Raw genomic sequence first — 17,330 nt, 5'->3', positions numbered from 1 at the left:
CTTTCTTTGCGATGGTAGCGTTAAAAATCTCACTCATTTCAGCGTACACAGATTGTACCTATTGTTTTAACGCAATGTTCGCAAAGTTATTTATAAATAACTTTTATTTCCGATCGCAAGGACACTTCGCTCAGCAAAGGCTGATTGCGTGTACTTTGCTTAGTGAAACGCCCTTGCGAACCAAAATGTTTTCAGGATGGTAATATTTCTTTGCGATCGTAGCGTTTAAAAAAATGATCTCACCAATATTTATATCTTATAGATGCTGTATATGAGATATTTCGATAAAATATCATACATCAATCCAACATTAATTTTAAAATGAGTAATTTTGTAAAACTTTTTTTCAATGTACAAATCGCTCATTCGTCCAATCCTTTTCAAATTTGATCCTGAAGAAGTTCATCATTTTACATTTTCAATGCTTAAAAATTTTGGATTTCTTACCAAACTGTTTTTACCAAAACCTATTGAAGACAAACGTCTGGAAAGAGAAGTCTTTGGATTGAAATTTAAAAATCCTGTAGGACTGGCTGCCGGTTTCGATAAAAATGCAGTGTTATTTAACGAATTGGGAGATCTTGGTTTCGGATTTGTAGAAATCGGAACGGTAACGCCAAGAGCTCAGGCTGGAAATCCTAAGAAAAGATTATTTCGTCTTATTGAAGATGGCGGAATCATCAACAGAATGGGATTCAACAATGACGGTCTTCAAGCGGCTATTGAAAAACTGAAATCCAACAAAGGAAAAATAATTATCGGTGGAAACATCGGAAAAAATACAGATACAAGCCCGGAAAATTATACTCAGGATTACTTAGACTGCTTTGAAGGTCTTCATCCTCATGTAGATTACTTTGTTCTGAATGTAAGCTGCCCGAATGTTGGAAGCCACGCCAAGCTGGAAGACGTAGACTATCTGAGAGAGCTGATTACAGAAGTGAAAAAAATAAACCAGTCAAAATCTGTACAGAAGCCTATATTACTGAAAATTGCACCGGATCTGAATAACAATCAATTGGATGAAATCATTGAACTGATTGCAGAAACAAAGATTGATGGTATTGTAGTGTCCAATACTTCTGTGAACAGAGAAGGTTTGAAAACCTCTCCGGAAGTTTTAGAACAGATCGGAAATGGTGGATTAAGCGGAAAACCTATCCGTGAGAGAAGTACCAAAATGATCAAATACCTTGCTGATAAAAGCAACAGAGCATTTCCAATTATTGGAGTAGGAGGAATCCACTCTGCTAAAGATGCGATGGAGAAGCTGGATGCAGGAGCTACGCTGGTTCAGCTGTATACAGGATTTATTTATGAAGGTCCGGAACTGATCAACGAAATCAACAAGGAACTTCTGAAAAGAGCAAGCAGATTACCGAGATAAAAATAGAAAGAGAGTTTTGATGACTCTCTTTTTTATTTTGACTTTACTACAGATGCATTTTTTAAATCTACGGTAACTGTATGGGCGGGAGTGCTTTCGGATTTGGCTATTTTATATTGAATCGTTTGCCTGTCTTTGGATCTTGTTTTGGAGACATCGTAGATATTTTCCCAGCAGCTTTCAATCAGGAATTCCTCATAGTTTTTATAGTTCCAGTCTTTGGTGAAATAAAGGACTCTGTAGCCTTTTTCTCCGTCGCTTGCGCCACATTGCCCACAGGCATTAAAATTTGATATTTGCTCAAAATAAAGCAGAACCCTGTTTCCATTTTCTCCTGAAGAATAGGAAATCAGTTCATTTCCACCTGCTTTATTAATGAAATCGTAGGTGTTGATCTTTTTATTATTCGGTAAAAACAGATAATTGTTGAGACGGTAGATCATCGCATTGCCAGTAAATAACTTTGCAGGCTGCATTTTTTTATCCAGATAAAAATGTCCGGGAATTGGATTATTTTTAAGAGTTGATTGATCAAATATAATAGTCTCCTTTGGTGTTAATTTTTGAGCTATTTCATCAGTCTTTTCTACTTTCTGAAGAGAAGTGATCTGTTCTTTCAAAAGTTTCGAATTCTGCTTTTGTTTCGCTCCAAAGTTATACAGCGACAGACTTCCATAATAGTCATATATTCCGGTAAGCGGGATTTTCTTTTTGTATTTGTCATAATAGTACCATCCATCCACATAATGCTGATACTGATCACAGTCTACAATACCTGAATAGTTGAGTTCCATGGTAATAGGTACTCCGTTGATCTCTCCGGTAAAAGTCTGGGAAGAATCAGTTACTTTCTTTAATTCAACTTTCTGACTGAGAAAAAATGTGAGGAAAAAGAAAAAGAAGACACTGAAAATTTTTTTCATGGTTGAGTTATCGTGGATTTTAGTTTTTTTAAATGAAGAAGTGTGCGATGGTGTAGATGATCAGACCTACCAGCCCGCCGACCAGCGTTCCGTTCACCCGGATAAACTGCAGGTCTTTTCCTACTTCCAGTTCCAGCTTTTCACTGAGTTCTTTTCCCTGCCAGTTTCCAACGGTAGTACTGATGAGGTTTCCGAATTGATGAGTGTTTTTCAGGATGTACTTATAAGCCGTCACCCGAACCCAATGATCAATTTTATTCTGAAGGTTTTCATCGGTTTTTAAATTCTGGGCAAACTCATTCAGATTTTTAGTAAGATAGTTTTTCAACGCTGAATTTTCCTCCTGAAGTTCCTTCATCAGCGTTTTTTTGATGGAAACCCAGATGTCATTGGAATATTCGTCCAGTTTGTCATTTTTCAGAAGCCCGTTTTTAATGGTTATAAACTCTTCATCCCACTTTGGATCTTCTTTCAGGTCAACAGAGAATTCATGAATTTTCTGGGTAATTAATCCTCTTACTTCGTGTTGGGGATCTTCTTCTATTTCCTTGAAAAAATCAGAAAGTCCGTCAGCAATTTTATCAGCAATTTTAGTATCTACAAAAGATGGAATGAATGAATAACTGCCTTTTTTTACCCGTTCCTGAATCATTTCATCGTTTTCAATGATGTATTCTTTGATCTGTTTTGAAAGATTGGTGATAATTCTCTGATGGTCATTTTTTTCCAGAATATAACCGATTCCGTTTCCCACCACTTTATTAAGCTTAATATCATCTGTCATTTCAGAAACCTTTTTGCTGATAAACTGGCTTACCGTAGAATCATCAAGCTTATTAAGAATATCAAGAACAATATCGGAAAGATTTTTAATCAAAATCTCCTGGCTTTTTTCCTTTCCCAGCCATTCTCCGACAAAATTGGAAACTTTAAGCTTTTGGATGTAAGGACGTATATTCTGAGGAGAAAGGAAGTTACCCACTACAAAATTTCCAAGGTTATCTCCAAGTCTCTGTTTACTGTTCTCAATCAGGTTGGTATGGGGAATAGGAAGCCCGAGAGGATGACGGAACAATGCCGTTACCGCAAACCAGTCCGCAAGCGCACCCACCATTGCCGCTTCAGCAAAAGCCCGTACATAGCCAATCCAATGAGAGTGATTAGACTTCTGTAAAATAGTGGTAACAATGAAAATAACTGCCATCAGGACAAATAATCCGGTGGCAAATGCTTTATATTTTCTGAGTTGTTTTCTTTTTGCTTCGTCATTCATATTCTCAAATTTACTAAATTTGGTTATGAAACCATTCGTGGTTAAAGAATTAAAATTTACGATGAAATTTTTAATTTCAGTAGCCTTATTAATTATTCTGCAGGCATGTACGCAGAAATACGAACCTATTAAAACCCTTCCTATGGAAAATACAGAAGCAAAAAACAATCCATACTATTCCAGAACAGATACTACAAAACTCAATGTTTCCAATGAAGAATGGAAAAAATTCCTTGCTCCGGACCTCTACGCCATTGCCAGAGAAGCAGCTACAGAAAGAGCTTTTACAGGAAAATATAATGAATTTGATGAGGTAGGTGAGTATTACTGTGCCGTGTGTGGAAATCATCTGTTCCGTTCCACCTCAAAATTTTCCAGCAGCTGTGGATGGCCAAGTTTTTTTGAAGCAGATAAAGAAGGCGTGTACTATGTAAGAGATCAGTCGTATGGAATGGATAGAGTAGAAGTACTGTGCAAAAGATGCGATTCCCATCTGGGACACGTTTTTGATGATGGTCCAAAGCCTACAGGATTGAGATATTGTATGAATTCTGTAAGCCTGGAATTTGTTCCGGATTCTCAAAAATAAATGCTTTAATTCACAAAATCAGGACGTTAAAGTTTCTTAAATAGCGTTAAACTTTTTAGAGTTATAACCCTTTGGTAATTATGTTTTTATAATTTTGCCCCACTAATTTGGATTTATATAGTATTGAATGAAAGGAATTTATAGTGTATTAGGCCTTGTTTACATGGTAACGACTTCATTCTACATTTCCCCAAAAGTAGCGGCGAAAAGTGAGAATGTAACAACAAAGAAAACTGAAAAAGTAGCTGAAACGAAATCTGAGAAAAGCACAACAGCTGTGTCTGCATCAGAAGCACTGTACCAATCTATTGCCTTTGACCCGGAACATGAACTGAACTATGAAGTGTTCTCAAAAGCATTAACTGGTTATGAAAATTTAAAAAAAGCAGGATTGCTTACCCAAGACTCGCATTTATTGACTATCTGCGATTTTTCTATGTCTTCTAACACCAAAAGACTTTGGATCATTGACCTTGAAGACAAAAAAGTTCTGTTCAACTCATTAGTAGCACACGGAAAAAATACAGGTGAAGAATTTGCGACGAATTTTTCTAATAAGGAAAGTTCGCTGCAGAGCAGCCTTGGATTTTATATCACGGATGCAACCTATCAGGGTGATAACGGATACTCTCTGAAATTATTGGGAATGGATAAGGGCTTTAATGATGCTGCATACAGAAGAGCAATTGTAATGCATGGTGCGGATTATGTAAGTGATGCATTTGCTGCGATGCACAAAAGAATTGGAAGAAGCTGGGGATGCCCTGCCGTCCCAAGAGAACTGACGCAGTCTATAATCAATACGATTAAAGGGAAAAACTGTCTGTTCATTTATTATCCCGATCAGAATTATCTTTCTTCCTCAGAATGGTTGAAAGCATAAAATTAAAGCAGTCATTTTTTGACTGCTTTTTAATTTTTGGAGGGGAATTCTACAATAAATACACTTCCTTTTGACACTTCAGAATCTATGGTCAGTTTTCCTTCGTGTATTTCTACAATTCTTTTTACAATGGAAAGACCTATTCCGTTTCCTTTTTCGAAACTTTTATTGGAACCGCGGTAAAAAAGATCAAAAATTCTTGAAAGATCTTTCTCTGAAATACCGATGCCATGATCAACAAAACGGATTTTTATATGTTCTGTTTTAGTTTCTATCTCAATATGACAGCTTTTGTCTGCCGAATATTTACAGGCATTCTCTATTAAGTTCGAAAAAGCAACCTGCAGCAGGTAAGGATTACCATAAAAATCATAATTGTTTTCATCATCATCTGAGGCATTGCTCATATAATTGATCCCGATTTTGAAGCCGGCATTTTTCTGCAGCAATGCAAGCTTGGCTTCTGCTAAAATCTCATCCAGACGTAGATTGGTAAAACTGATCTGTGATACATCATAGCTGGCTCTGGCAAAATCTAACAAGGCAGATGACAACTCCGAAGCGTCATTGGCATCCTGCAGAGCATTGTCAATAGAAAGCTTATAGTCCTCCAAGGTAACGTTAAGTTCCTTGGCAAGCTCAAGTTCTGCAATTAAGGTAGAAAGAGGAGTCCGGAATTCATGAGAAATAGTGGTCACGAATTGCTTATGATTGTTGAAGGATTTTTCAAGCCTGTTGAAGGTAGAATTAAAAGTTTCCGTGAGTTCATAAATCTCATCTTTTGCCTTGGGAATATCCAGCCGTTTATTAAGGTTGTGCTCTGAAATATCACGGATCTGGAGAATGATATCCTTTAAAGGCTTAAGCGTATAATAGGAAAAAAGAAATCCTATAATAAAAATGATAACAATGGAGCTGATGTAGATGATGATAATATCTTTTTTAAACTCAGAAATATGGGCTTTTCCCGTAACATCAACTGCGCTTCCGATGATATAATATTTTTCTCCGTTGGAGGAGAGTTGAATGGCAATATACTGACGATCACCCCGCTGCCAGAATATTCTGTTTTTATCGGATCTGATCATTTTATCCAGATATTTTTCATTGCTTTTGAGAGGAGGAAGATCTGTGAAGGTAAGCTCTTTTTTGCTGTTATAAACGCTGATGTCTGCTTCATTCAGAAGTTTTTGGTTACGCTGGTGGAGTTCACGGATTTTTTCATCACTGATTCTGGCATCAAATATAAATTCTGAACGCCAGATCACTTTGTATCCCAGCCGGTCATTGAATTCATCTTCTCTGTTTTTTTCAGAAACAAAATAAAGAACGTAAGCAAACAAAAATAAGATGCCTGCCGTAAGGATGGAATAAATGAGTGCTGTTCGGGTTGCTATTTTCATAATTGTGAAGCAAAAATAAATCCTACTCCGGGTTTGGTGTGAATCAGTTTATGATCAAAATTTTTATCAATCTTTTTCCGTAAATAAGCAATATAGACATCAATATAATTGGTTCCGGTGTCGAAATGATTCCCCCATACATTTTCGGCAATTTCTTCACGGGTAAGAATTCTTTCGGCATTGCTTACCAGAAATACCAGGAGTTTAAATTCTTTGGGAGTAAGTTCTATTTCCGCTCCGTTTCTGAAAACTCTGTTGAATTTCTTATCGATCTTCAGGTCATGATATTCGAGTTCGGTCAGATAAGCTTCTTTATTTTTATTTGATCTCCTCTGCAGAATAGCTTTGATTCTCACATAGAGCTCCCTAATCTCAAAAGGTTTCACCATATAGTCATCTGCTCCGGCGTCAAATCCTTCAATTTTTTCATCAATCGTTCCAAGAGCGGTAAGCATGATGATGGGAAGGTCAGGATATTGCTGTTTGATCAGTTTGCACAGATCAATACCGCTCATTTTCGGGAGCATAATATCCGTAATGGCCAGATCAAATGTTATTTTATTCAGCAGGACAATCGCATCTTCTGCATCTTCCGAAATATAAACCTGATATTGCTGGCTCTCCAGCCCCCTTTTCAAAAGGCTTGAAACGCGTGAATTATCTTCTACAATTAAAATTTTCATAAAGAAATACGATGAATAGGGGTGTTGGTTTTCAAACGTTTTTTTGATTTTAAAAGCCTGACTTTCATTTATTCCCAAAGCACTGTACAAAGGTATTTTATATTTTTCTTTTATCAGAAAACATTCCCCCTTTTAATAGTTTTCTATAAGGTTTCTAATAGATTTCTAATACCTGTCGGCCTTTTAGCAATCTAATTTTGTCCCGTTGAAATCAACAAAAGATAAGAATAGAAAAATATGAAGACTACCTCTTTCAAAACAGCAATTGCGTTGTTTTCCTTATTAGGACTTATGGGGAAATTAGAAGCCCAGAAAAAAAATGATTTTAATAATCCCGGATTGACTCATTATTTCAATGAAGATCACTCAAGATATATTTCCTTTAGCGGATATGCAGAATTGTGGGCCAGATATACCCAGCTTAACCCTGGAAGCCTTGTCAATAACGAAGCAAAATCGGATCTGTCTGACCTTTCACTTCGAAGAGTTCGTGTAAAAATGACTTATAAGCCTACAGAAAAGCTGATGTTTGTATTGCAGGGAGGAACTACCAACGTGAATGTCAATGCAAAAGGAAGTAATTATTTTGACCTTCTGGATGCCTACGCTGAATATGCTTTTAATGATAAAATTGCTTTTGGTGCAGGACGTTCTACATGGCGCGGACTCTCAAGATTTACTACAGGACCTTTGAATACGCTGTTATACGACCTTCCAGCTTACGCAACCTCCAATGCGGGAACAACAGATTATACCGTAAGGGAATTGAGTGCCTATATTAAAGGACAGCTCGGAAGATTTGATTACCGTCTGGTAGTGGCTGATCCTTATACCATGGCAACTTCTGATCCGAAACTGAATGTCGCTTCCTTTAGTAAAAACTCCCCCGGAAAAGACTTCTCAGGATATTTCAGATATGCTTTTTTGGACAAGGAAAATATTTCCACTCCCTTTAATGCAGGAACTTATGTAGGGAAGAAGAATGTACTGAGTCTGGGAGCGGGGTTTGATTATATTCACAATGCATTATGGCATCTGGATTCCGGTAAGAATACAGTGAATGATGATATGAAAAGCTTTGCAGTAGATTTATTTTATGATGCACCACTGAATAAAGAAAAAGGAACGTCAATAAGCGCTTATGGGATGGCGATGCATAACGACTACGGACCCAATTATATCCGGTATGTAGGTACCAATAATCCTGCAACTTCTGTAGATGTTACACAAGCGAGTCTGAATGGAGCAGGAAATGCAATGCCTGTTATCGGAACCGGAAATACCTATTATGTACAACTGGGAGGAACCCTGCCTTATCTGGACAAAGAAAAGAAAAGTCTTCAGCTTCAGCCTGCCGTAGGAATGCAGTTGTCAGATCTGAAAGGACTTCATGATAATGCTGTGATCTATGATGCAGGAATATCTCTGCTGATGAACGGAATGTCTTCCCGTTTAACCTTTGACGCTCAGAACAGACCTGTTTATACCAATGACCCTTCAAACAATGCCGTAGTTTCAGACCGGAAATGGCAGTTTGTCCTTAAATACAGAATAGATTTTAATTAAAATAAATAACAATGGAAAGAAGAAAATTTTTATTCCGCTCAGTCCAGGCTTCTGCTTTGCTGCTGATCTCAGGAAATATGTTTGCGTCTGCTTTACCCATGTTTAATCCTAAAAAAAAGAAAAAAGTGTACTTCCATTATTTGTTGTTCTGGCTTAGAAAAGACCTTTCCGGGCCTGAGGTAAAAGAATTTGAAAATTTTTTTGAAGGCCTTAAAAAGCTTCCTTATCAGAAGAATCTCCGTTACGGAAAACCGGCAGCTTCCAGCCCGAGAAGTGTTTTAGATAGCACATTTACTTATAATGCTTGTATGGAGTTCGATAGCCTGGAAGAACTTGAAGCCTATGGAAAACTTCCTGAGCATCTTGCTTTGGTTCAGAAATATAAACCATTCTTTGAAAGAATGCTGGTTTATGATACTGTTTATAATTAAAAATAAAAAATTAAATTTATAATGAAAAATATCATTAAGGGCTTAAGCCTTGTTTTAGTAGTAAGTACTGTAGGATTTATGAATGCACAACACAAAAACCATAAAAATGTAAGTGTCACTTCGGAGACCTCCACTGAGTTTATTCCTGCTATAAGACTAATCAACAATCCTGACGGATCATGTACTTTTGAGAAAGGGAAAATCCCCACTCTTAAACATATGAATACCACAACATTCTGGATGAGCAATAAAACGGAGGAATGGGAAAAAAATGCACATCCGGCTCCCAGAAGACAATATGTGATTACCATCAAGGGCAATATAAGATTTAAAGTAACAGATGGTTCTACTTTTATGATTAAACCGGGAGTGGTTCTTCTTGCAGAAGACCTTAAAGGAACTGGTCATAGCTGGGATATGGTGAAAAGCAAAGAATGGGAGAGACTCTATATTCCGATTGCTGAAAATGCCGAGGATTTTTTTATTCCTGATGCTCAATAGTTACAAGTCAATCTCTTTATAAGGAGTATATAATTCGTTATGTTTGAAGCAGTCAGTTTTGACTGCTTTTTTCTTTTGAAGAATTATTGTAGAAATTCTTTAATAATAGTTCTTGCTTCTTCAATGCTATTGCTGATTCGGGCAATTATTTTTCCGTTTTCATCGATGATGAAATGAAGAGGATAGCTTGTAGCATTCACTTTTTTTTGGAAGTCTTTGTTTACATCAAAAAAGTTCATCCAATCCGCATTATTTTTCTTTAAAATATTCCTGGCAACCTCCATTCTATTGGGTTTTTGCTCGTCTGTAATTGTAATGAAGTTTACATTTTGACCTTTATATTCATGATACAGATTCACAATTTCAGGCATACCTTTTATGCAAGGGGCACAAGTTGTTGACCAATAATCAATAAAGGTTAATTTATATTTCTTAAAGTCTTCGGAAGTCAGTTTATTCTGCTTGTCAAAATAGATATCAGGTATTTTCTGTCCAATGGAGGTAGATTGTTCTGCTTTTAAACGAGATTCAACACCTTTGTATAATTTGTTTTGCTTAAATTTTGCAGAAAATAAATTCAGGTTTTCCAAATAAGCAGGATGGTAATCGTTAAGAGTATAATCATTCACAATTTCCCATAATGCAACATACGAATTGGGATTTTTCCTGATGTATTCTCCTAAAAATTCCTGTTTTTTGTCTATATTGATCAAGCTATCACCTTGATAGGGATTTTTTGATTTTATATAAAACGGTTCCAATGATTTTTGTAAAATCTTATATTCTCTGTTGGTAGGGGAGTCTATATTAAGTTCTACATTATTAAAGTCTTTGGGTAAATCAATTTTATATTTTCCTCCTTCTAAGAAAAATACTTTTGTACTATAACCCGCTTTACCGTTCTTTCCCATATAACCAAAAGCTACTGGTTGGGGGTATTCTATAAAACCATGGACAATATTTTTCTTTTGAATTTTAAAATAATAAATGGAATGAGCCATCCTGAGCTTTTTTCCAAAATCAGAAATATTGTTGTTCGTCTGTATTTTAAAAGTATAAAGGTCTCCAAATCCTTTTCTCGTCGAAGGAGCTCCCAGCATAAGGCTGTCATTAATGTATGAATCTGAACGGAGGTCAATTTCAAAATTATTCTGAGAATAAATACAATTTGAAATGAGCATCAATAGTGCATAGAAAAGTTTCTTCATAAAATATTTTGTAGGGGAACTAACTTACAAAAACTTTCATACATAAAAAATCCCTGTGCTTTAAAAACACAGGGACTGTCAATATTTTTATTAAAGATCTTCCGGTATTTCTCCTCTTGGTTAAGGAAGAATCTGTTTTAAAGATTAAGAAAATTTCTTAAAAACAACAGTTGCATTATGTCCTCCGAATCCAAAGGCATTACTCAACGCAAAATTGATGTTTTTTTCTTTCGCCTCTCCGAAAACAATATTGATATCCTGAGGAATATTTGCATCAATAGAATGAAGATTGATGGTCGGAGGAATAATTCCGTTTTGAATAGCCTTGATTGAAAGAATGGCTTCCACCGCTCCGGCAGCCCCCAATAAGTGCCCGGTCATGGATTTTGTGGCACTGATATCAAGATTTTTGCTTCCTTTGAATGCTTTATTAATGGCTGTTAATTCAACCATATCTCCTAATGGCGTTGAAGTAGCATGAGGGTTAATATAATCAATATCTTCCATATTGGCTCCTGCTTCTTTCACGGCAAGTTGCATTGCTTTGATGGCTCCAGCTCCTTCAGGATGTGGTGCTGTCATGTGGTATGCATCTGCCGTCATGGCAGCTCCTGCCAATTCTGCATAGATTTTTGCTCCTCTGGCAACAGCGTGTTCATATTCTTCAAGTACCAGAGCTCCTGCGCCTTCTCCCATTACAAATCCGTCTCTGTCTGCATCATAAGGACGACTGGCAGTCGCAAAATCATCATTTCTTGTAGACATGGCTTTCATAATAGAGAATCCTCCGATGGAAGCCGGAGTAATAGCTGCTTCGGAACCACCGCTGATGATTACTTTGGCTTTTCCAAGGCGGATATAGTTGAAGGCATCCATCAATGCTGTATTTCCTGTAGCACACGCAGAAACCGTTGTATAATTGATTCCCTGAAGCCCATATTTCATGGAAATCATTCCCGAAGCCATATTGGCAATAAACTTCGGTACAAAGAACGGATTGAAACGGGGCGTTCCGTCTCCGGCAGCGAAATCCATTACTTCTTTTTCAAAAGTCCACATTCCGCCCTGTCCGGTTCCCCAGATCACTCCTGTATCAAAAGGATCCATTTTTTCAAGTTCCAGGCCGGAATCCTGAATGGCTTCTGATGAGGCATACATGGCATATTGTGTAAACAAATCACTTCTCTTGATTTCGTTATGATTCAGATATACTTTAGGATCAAAGCCTTTTACCTCACAGGCAAAATGAACTTTAAACTTTTCCGTATCGAAATGGGTAATGAGTCCAGCTCCGCTAACTCCTTTAATACTGTTTTGCCAAAAATCTTCAACATTATTTCCTAAAGGTGTCACAGCACCTAATCCTGTAATGACAACTCTCTTCATATGTAGTTACTATTTTTAAATAGATTAGACTTTCATGAGATAAACCTTGTTTATCCATGTTTCATTTTAATTACTTCTTTTATCAGCTAATTTTTCCACTGCAATATTATCAATTTTCTTTCTCTGCAGACGAATATTCCATCATATTATTTATTGCATAATAAAAGAATCTGCTCTTTTGAATGTATTTTAAGCTATGATATTATCTTTCTAAAATCATGGTTACTCCTTGTCCACGGGCTGCGCAAATGGATATAAATCCTTTTCCACTTCCTTTTTCATGGAGAAGTTTTGCCAGGGTTGCGATAATTCTTCCGCCTGTTGCTGCAAAAGGATGGGCGGCGGCAAGGCTTCCTCCTTTTACATTCAGTTTACTTCTGTCTATTTTTCCGAGAGCTTTTTCCAATCCGAATTTTTGCGCGAGTTCTTCATTTTCCCAGATTTTTATGGTTGCTAAAACTTGTGCGGCAAATGCTTCGTGAATTTCGTAATAATCAAAATCAGATAAATTCATGCCTGCTTTTTTAAGCATTCTCTCTGCTGCAAAAACAGGGGCAAGAAGTAAATCCTGTCTATTTTCCACATATTCTATTCCCGCGAGTTCAGAAAAACTGATATAGGCTAAAACAGGAAGGTTATTGGCTTTTGCCCATTCTTCACTGGCCAGCAAAACTGAGGAAGCACCATCCGTAAAAGGAGTTGAATTTCCTGCCGTTAAAGTTCCGTTCTGTTTATCAAAAGCGGGTTTCAGTTGTGAGAGTTTTTCAATACTGCTATCGCGTCTTAAGTTATTATCTTTATCTAAACCAAAGGCCGGAGTAATCATATCATCAAAAAATCCTTCATCATAAGCTTTTGCCATATTCTGGTGGCTTTTTAAAGCGAGTTCATCCTGTTCTTCTCTGGAAATCTTGTAATATTTGGCGGTAATTTCTGTATGTTCACCCATAACCAGACCGGTTTTAGGTTCCTGTCCTTTATATGGAATCGGCATCCAGTCTTTCAGTTTCGGGCTTAGCAGTTGTTTTATTTTTCCAAACGCTGATTTTTCTTTATTCGCTTGTAGAAGTGCTTTTCTTAATCTTGGCGAAGATTCAAATGGAATGTTGCTCATCGCTTCCACACCGCAGGCAATGCCGCAATCTATCTGGCCCAGGGCAATTTTATTTCCGATATAAATCGCAGCTTCAATTCCTGTATCACATGCCTGTTGAAGATCACAAGCAGGTGTTGCAGGGTCAAGAGTGGTATTCATCACGGTTTCCCTGATGAGGTTGCTTTCAGAAATGTGTTTTATGACTGCACCTCCGGCAACTTCTCCGAGTCGTTTTCCTTTCAAATGATAACGATCTATTAATCCGTTGAGAGAAGCAAGAAGAAGATCCTGATTACCCTGCTCTGAATAAGCAGTATTCATTCTGGCAAAAGGAATTCTGTTGTATCCTACAATAGCCACTTTTTTTGTTTCCATATGGTATTATTTATGATGGAAGAATATTGAGTTCATGATCAATCATATGACTGACTTTATCTAAAGCGTGGTTTAGAAAACTTTGGTCACCCATTGTTTTTGAGAGCAGAATTCCGCCCTCAATAAGCATAATGAATAGGGAAGCATATTGCCCGGCATTGACTTTTTTATCAATTTTCCCTTTACTTTGTCCTTCTGCAATGACATTTGATATTTTGGTCATCCATTGTTCAAAAGATCTTTTAACCTGAGTTTTTAAAGCCGGAAAAGAGTCATCAGCTTCTGTTGCAGCATTCATCAATGGACAGCCGCCGTTTGCAAAAACAAACTTCCAGTTTTTTCGGTAAAAATCTACAAAAGCATGAAGCTTATCCACCGAAGTTGGATACTCATCACCAAAAGAGCGGCTAAGTGTCTTGCTCAATAATCCGGAATTGTATTTGTAAACTTCAATTGCTACTTCATCTTTGTTTTCAAAATTTCCATAGATGCTGCCTTTTGTAAGACCAGTTGCCAGGGTAATGTCGGACAGCGATGTGGAGATATAACCCTTGGTATTAAAAAGGGTTGCTGTTTTCTCGATAATATGCTGTTTCGTTTTTTCTGCCTTCGACATTATAAATGTTTAAATATGATGCAAATATACAAAAATATACCATTCGGTATATTTATTTGAAAGATTAACTTTTTCAGATATTAGGGTTTTAAGTTTTGGCTAAAGCCAATGGAATTATTTTTAAACAAGAAAACGGGCTAAAGCCCGTTCCTATTGATGTTGATATGCATGCTTTGATTCTTAGCTTTCCAAAGTAGCATTCAATGTAATTTCAAAGTTGAATGCTGCGCTTACAGGGCATCCTTCTTCTGCAATTTTCGCAAATTTCTGGAACTCTTCTTCTGAGATTCCCGGAACTTTAGCGGTAAGAGTCAGTTCAGATTTTGTAATCTTTCCGATATTGGGATCAAGGGTAATTACAGAAGTTGTTTTTAATTCTTCAGGGTTGTAACCTGCCTGAGATAATTCTGCATCCAGTTTCATCGTGAAGCATCCTGCATGGGCTGCTGCCAGTAATTCTTCAGGGTTGGTACCTACACCATCCGCAAAACGGCTGTTGAAAGAATATTGAGTCTGGTTTAGCGTTGTACTCTGTGTTGTTAAATGTCCTTTTCCTTCTTTAATAGTACCGTTCCAAACGGCTGTTGCGTTACGTCTCATAATGTTTGTTTTTGTATTTAGTAATGTTGTTTGATTTTGATGTTACAAAGGTATGTCTGCGGTGGGGAGTATTCAATAGATAAAATGACTTAAATATTGTACTTTTTTCCCGTAGAGTAATTTTTTTTGAAATTAGCAGGTGTACTGCCAGTTTTGTTGGTGAAAAGTCGGTTAAAATAAGCCGGATCTTCATAGCCGAGATCGTAGGCAATTTCTTTCACAGGCTTATCTGTATAAAAAAGTAACCTTTTTGCTTCTAATAAGATTCTGTTGATGATAAACTGATTGGGAGAGTCCAGATTTAAGTTTTTAAATTTATGAGTTAAAGTTTTCGGAGCTATATGAAGCAGCTCAGCATATTCTGCTACATTATGCTTCTCTCTGAAATGAATTTCCAGATGTCTGCTGAAATCCCGGAAAATATCAAGTTCACTGCCTGGTATTCTGAGTGTATCATTATCCAGATTTTGCTTCTTCCACTTGCGGGTAGCCCGGATAATGATCTGTTTTACATAGGTTCTGATCATTTCCTCTGCAGAAGAATCTTTCCATTCAAGCTCATCCTGAATATTCCGGAACAAACTTTTTATAAGAGAGGTTTCTGAATTATCAAGCTCTACAAAAGGAATCTCAAATACATTATGAAAAAGGAGACCGTCACAAGCCACTTCCTTATCATGGATCTGAATACAGTAAAAATCCCGGTTGTAGAAAAGAAGAATAGATTCATCTTTGCCTTTTTGGAGGGTCAAATGTTGGTTGGTGAGGAAGAAAAGTGAAGGTTTTTTGGTTTTGTAATGAGTAAAGTCTACCGTAAGTTCGTATCCTGAAGGAATAAAAAATACTTTAATGTCTGTACTGAACCGATTTCCATTGAAATTCTCCAGATTTTCTTCTGAAAATACTTCCAGTCCGAGTCTTTTATAGTGATCTTCAAAAATAAGCTGTTGCGGCATCCTTTAACTTTAGTTTAAAGATACAAAAAAGCATGATTTGAGCTGTATTAAATTATTGAACCTATGATTTCTTATGTTTGATATATAAAATTGAAATAAAATAAATTCAAAATATGTTTTTACATTGATATTATTTTATCATTTTTACAAAGATTTGTATTGTGACCTAATAGTATTAACCTTTTTTCATAACAGCCTGTATGAGCGAATTAGAAAATATTCTGAGAGAAATAACTCCACTATCTCCTGAGGATAGTTTTCTCGTGTTTGACAGGATTAAAGCTTCATTCGACTTTCCGTACCACTATCATCCTGAAATTGAAATCAATTTTATTTATAAAGGGAAAGGCTACCGAAGAATGATCGGAGACCATACCGGAGAGATCGGAAATATAGAACTGGTGCTGGTAGGACCCAATTTACCACATTGCTGGGCGAATTACAGATGTAAGAACAGAAAGACCCATGAAATCACTATACAATTCAATCAGGATTTCTTTCAACAGTCACTGATGGAGAAAAATATTCTTAAACCTATCAATAATCTGATGAAAGACTCCATCAGAGGAATTCTTTTTTCTACAGAAACGGCCGAGAAACTAAAAGATTCGTTTCTCAATCTTTCCAAGATGAACAGTTTTGAATCTTTTATAGAAATTATGAAAATTCTGAATGAACTGGCTGTTGCAGAAAATAAAATACTTTTGTCATCTTATAGTATTGAGCTTGAATCTTTTGCTGACAATGATAAAATGAAGGTTGTTCATGATTTTGTTCATAAAAATTTTGAGAACAAAATAACGCTGGATAATGTAGCATCATTGGTGAATATGAGCAATGTGACGTTTAACAGGTTTATCAAAAAAAGAACGGGGAAAACTTTTGTTAATTATCTTAATGAGATCAGAATCAGTTATGCTGCGCGCTGGTTGATGGAAAAGAATCTTACGGTCTTTGAAATTGCTTTTGAAGCCGGATTTAATAATATTGCCAATTTCAACAAGGTATTTAAGTCTATCAAAAAGACAACTCCAACCGAATTTAAAGAGCAGTTTAAAGGTGTTAAAAAGATTGAATAATACGTATTAAAAATTTACATTTTTCTGTTTTATATCTTATCTGGCGTCCTGTAATTCCGTCCGGAAATCTACTTTTATTTTGTCAAAATACCTGAATAAATCCCCTTTTTTTAATTGTTTGGGAAGTGTTGTATTTTGTTGATATTTAAGGTGTTAATTGCTTTTAAATTTGATTGCTGAAAAAATAATATCGTTTTATGATAAAATAGTATTATATCAGACTGGCAACAAAATTTAGATTTGTGAATGTGAATTAAATCTTAACAAAACTTTAAATTATTTAATACATAAACGGCAAAATTTTGCTGAAAAAACAATAATTTTTTTTGTATTAAAAAATAAAGTAATGTCACTGATTCTCAATTAAATCTAACG

Annotated in this window: 17 protein-coding genes; 7 read left to right on the top strand and 10 right to left on the bottom strand. The window is 36.3% G+C overall.

Annotated elements, in window-relative coordinates; all coding sequences use genetic code 11:
* Positions 1-349: 349 nt before the first annotated feature.
* On the top strand, positions 350-1,387 hold the full coding sequence (locus tag RAH34_RS13535) for a quinone-dependent dihydroorotate dehydrogenase (RefSeq protein WP_114822286.1): 1,038 nt from the start codon (positions 350-352) through the stop codon (positions 1,385-1,387).
* Between the two features lie 32 nt (positions 1,388-1,419).
* On the opposite strand, the gene RAH34_RS13530 is transcribed toward RAH34_RS13535, so the two are convergent.
* A complete protein-coding gene (locus RAH34_RS13530; RefSeq protein ID WP_306596479.1) occupies positions 1,420-2,310 on the bottom strand; it encodes a hypothetical protein in 891 nt (296 codons plus the stop codon).
* Positions 2,311-2,338: 28 nt separating this feature from the next.
* A complete protein-coding gene (locus tag RAH34_RS13525; RefSeq protein WP_306596478.1) occupies positions 2,339-3,583 on the bottom strand; it encodes a DUF445 domain-containing protein in 1,245 nt (414 codons plus the stop codon).
* 142 nt (positions 3,584-3,725) lie between these two features.
* Here RAH34_RS13525 and msrB point away from each other — a divergent pair, with 142 nt between their 5' ends.
* Both msrB and RAH34_RS13515 read left to right on the top strand, forming a co-directional pair.
* Positions 3,726-4,172 carry a peptide-methionine (R)-S-oxide reductase MsrB gene (gene msrB, locus RAH34_RS13520; RefSeq protein WP_228412056.1) on the top strand — a complete coding sequence of 149 codons (447 nt, stop codon included), beginning with the start codon at positions 3,726-3,728 and terminating at the stop codon, positions 4,170-4,172.
* Between the two features lie 127 nt (positions 4,173-4,299).
* On the top strand, positions 4,300-5,055 hold the full coding sequence (locus tag RAH34_RS13515) for a murein L,D-transpeptidase catalytic domain family protein (protein ID WP_114822289.1): 756 nt from the start codon (positions 4,300-4,302) through the stop codon (positions 5,053-5,055).
* A 29-nt stretch (positions 5,056-5,084) separates the two neighbouring features.
* Here RAH34_RS13515 and RAH34_RS13510 read toward each other — a convergent pair whose 3' ends face one another.
* Both RAH34_RS13510 and RAH34_RS13505 read right to left on the bottom strand, forming a co-directional pair.
* On the bottom strand, positions 5,085-6,458 hold the full coding sequence (locus tag RAH34_RS13510) for a HAMP domain-containing sensor histidine kinase (protein ID WP_306596477.1): 1,374 nt from the start codon (positions 6,456-6,458) through the stop codon (positions 5,085-5,087).
* Positions 6,455-7,141, bottom strand: coding sequence for a response regulator transcription factor (locus tag RAH34_RS13505; protein ID WP_306596476.1), 687 nt, complete (start codon positions 7,139-7,141; stop codon positions 6,455-6,457). The genes RAH34_RS13510 and RAH34_RS13505 overlap by 4 nt, the downstream gene beginning before the upstream one ends.
* Before the next feature lie 237 nt (positions 7,142-7,378).
* On the opposite strand from RAH34_RS13505, the gene RAH34_RS13500 reads away from it, so the two are divergent.
* Genes RAH34_RS13500 through RAH34_RS13490 form a run of 3 tightly spaced genes read left to right on the top strand, consistent with a single transcriptional unit; the run spans position 7,379 to position 9,639 of the window.
* Positions 7,379-8,707 (top strand): porin, encoded by a 1,329-nt coding sequence (locus tag RAH34_RS13500; protein ID WP_306596475.1) that lies wholly within the window; start codon positions 7,379-7,381, stop codon positions 8,705-8,707.
* Positions 8,708-8,718: 11 nt separating this feature from the next.
* Complete coding sequence (locus RAH34_RS13495; RefSeq protein WP_114822293.1) at positions 8,719-9,138, top strand: Dabb family protein; 420 nt, start codon at positions 8,719-8,721, stop codon at positions 9,136-9,138.
* Positions 9,139-9,159: 21 nt separating this feature from the next.
* Complete coding sequence (locus RAH34_RS13490; protein WP_288444171.1) at positions 9,160-9,639, top strand: hypothetical protein; 480 nt, start codon at positions 9,160-9,162, stop codon at positions 9,637-9,639.
* An 83-nt stretch (positions 9,640-9,722) separates the two neighbouring features.
* Here the strand turns inward: RAH34_RS13490 and RAH34_RS13485 are convergent, their stop codons facing one another.
* The 6 genes from RAH34_RS13485 to RAH34_RS13460 all read right to left on the bottom strand — a co-directional run bounded on the left by RAH34_RS13485 (position 9,723) and on the right by RAH34_RS13460 (position 15,876).
* Positions 9,723-10,847, bottom strand: a complete 1,125-nt coding sequence (locus RAH34_RS13485) for a TlpA disulfide reductase family protein (protein ID WP_306596474.1) — start codon at positions 10,845-10,847, stop codon at positions 9,723-9,725.
* A 144-nt stretch (positions 10,848-10,991) separates the two neighbouring features.
* Positions 10,992-12,233, bottom strand: coding sequence for a beta-ketoacyl-ACP synthase II (gene fabF, locus RAH34_RS13480; protein WP_306596473.1), 1,242 nt, complete (start codon positions 12,231-12,233; stop codon positions 10,992-10,994).
* A gap of 202 nt (positions 12,234-12,435) precedes the next feature.
* Positions 12,436-13,704: an acetyl-CoA C-acetyltransferase gene (locus RAH34_RS13475; protein ID WP_306596472.1), complete on the bottom strand. Its 1,269-nt coding sequence runs from the start codon at positions 13,702-13,704 to the stop codon at positions 12,436-12,438.
* Positions 13,705-13,714: 10 nt separating this feature from the next.
* Entirely contained in the window at positions 13,715-14,320 is a 606-nt protein-coding gene (locus tag RAH34_RS13470) for a TetR/AcrR family transcriptional regulator (RefSeq protein ID WP_306596471.1), read from the bottom strand.
* Between the two features lie 180 nt (positions 14,321-14,500).
* Positions 14,501-14,920: an OsmC family protein gene (locus RAH34_RS13465; RefSeq protein WP_114822298.1), complete on the bottom strand. Its 420-nt coding sequence runs from the start codon at positions 14,918-14,920 to the stop codon at positions 14,501-14,503.
* Positions 14,921-15,009: 89 nt separating this feature from the next.
* Positions 15,010-15,876, bottom strand: a complete 867-nt coding sequence (locus RAH34_RS13460; RefSeq protein ID WP_306596470.1) for an AraC family transcriptional regulator — start codon at positions 15,874-15,876, stop codon at positions 15,010-15,012.
* Positions 15,877-16,076: 200 nt separating this feature from the next.
* Between RAH34_RS13460 and RAH34_RS13455 the strand changes: the two genes are divergently transcribed.
* Complete coding sequence (locus RAH34_RS13455; RefSeq protein ID WP_306596469.1) at positions 16,077-16,955, top strand: AraC family transcriptional regulator; 879 nt, start codon at positions 16,077-16,079, stop codon at positions 16,953-16,955.
* Positions 16,956-17,330: the final 375 nt, after the last annotated feature.

The organism is Chryseobacterium sp. WLY505, assembly GCF_030846215.1.
In the GTDB taxonomy this organism is placed as follows: Bacteria; Bacteroidota; Bacteroidia; order Flavobacteriales; family Weeksellaceae; genus Chryseobacterium.
This window is presented reverse-complemented; position numbering and strand designations above follow the sequence as displayed.

Excerpts from the sequence above, each read along its gene's own strand:
- RAH34_RS13535 (WP_114822286.1), top strand. The coding sequence starts at position 350 with ATGTACAAATCGCTCATTCGTCCAATCCTTTTCAAATTTGATCCTGAA.
- RAH34_RS13530 (WP_306596479.1), bottom strand. The coding sequence starts at position 2,310 with ATGAAAAAAATTTTCAGTGTCTTCTTTTTCTTTTTCCTCACATTTTTT.
- RAH34_RS13525 (WP_306596478.1), bottom strand. The coding sequence starts at position 3,583 with ATGAATGACGAAGCAAAAAGAAAACAACTCAGAAAATATAAAGCATTT.
- msrB (WP_228412056.1), top strand. The coding sequence starts at position 3,726 with ATGGAAAATACAGAAGCAAAAAACAATCCATACTATTCCAGAACAGAT.
- RAH34_RS13515 (WP_114822289.1), top strand. The coding sequence starts at position 4,300 with ATGAAAGGAATTTATAGTGTATTAGGCCTTGTTTACATGGTAACGACT.
- RAH34_RS13510 (WP_306596477.1), bottom strand. The coding sequence starts at position 6,458 with ATGAAAATAGCAACCCGAACAGCACTCATTTATTCCATCCTTACGGCA.
- RAH34_RS13505 (WP_306596476.1), bottom strand. The coding sequence starts at position 7,141 with ATGAAAATTTTAATTGTAGAAGATAATTCACGCGTTTCAAGCCTTTTG.
- RAH34_RS13500 (WP_306596475.1), top strand. The coding sequence starts at position 7,379 with ATGAAGACTACCTCTTTCAAAACAGCAATTGCGTTGTTTTCCTTATTA.
- RAH34_RS13495 (WP_114822293.1), top strand. The coding sequence starts at position 8,719 with ATGGAAAGAAGAAAATTTTTATTCCGCTCAGTCCAGGCTTCTGCTTTG.
- RAH34_RS13490 (WP_288444171.1), top strand. The coding sequence starts at position 9,160 with ATGAAAAATATCATTAAGGGCTTAAGCCTTGTTTTAGTAGTAAGTACT.
- RAH34_RS13485 (WP_306596474.1), bottom strand. The coding sequence starts at position 10,847 with ATGAAGAAACTTTTCTATGCACTATTGATGCTCATTTCAAATTGTATT.
- fabF (WP_306596473.1), bottom strand. The coding sequence starts at position 12,233 with ATGAAGAGAGTTGTCATTACAGGATTAGGTGCTGTGACACCTTTAGGA.
- RAH34_RS13475 (WP_306596472.1), bottom strand. The coding sequence starts at position 13,704 with ATGGAAACAAAAAAAGTGGCTATTGTAGGATACAACAGAATTCCTTTT.
- RAH34_RS13470 (WP_306596471.1), bottom strand. The coding sequence starts at position 14,320 with ATGTCGAAGGCAGAAAAAACGAAACAGCATATTATCGAGAAAACAGCA.
- RAH34_RS13465 (WP_114822298.1), bottom strand. The coding sequence starts at position 14,920 with ATGAGACGTAACGCAACAGCCGTTTGGAACGGTACTATTAAAGAAGGA.
- RAH34_RS13460 (WP_306596470.1), bottom strand. The coding sequence starts at position 15,876 with ATGCCGCAACAGCTTATTTTTGAAGATCACTATAAAAGACTCGGACTG.
- RAH34_RS13455 (WP_306596469.1), top strand. The coding sequence starts at position 16,077 with ATGAGCGAATTAGAAAATATTCTGAGAGAAATAACTCCACTATCTCCT.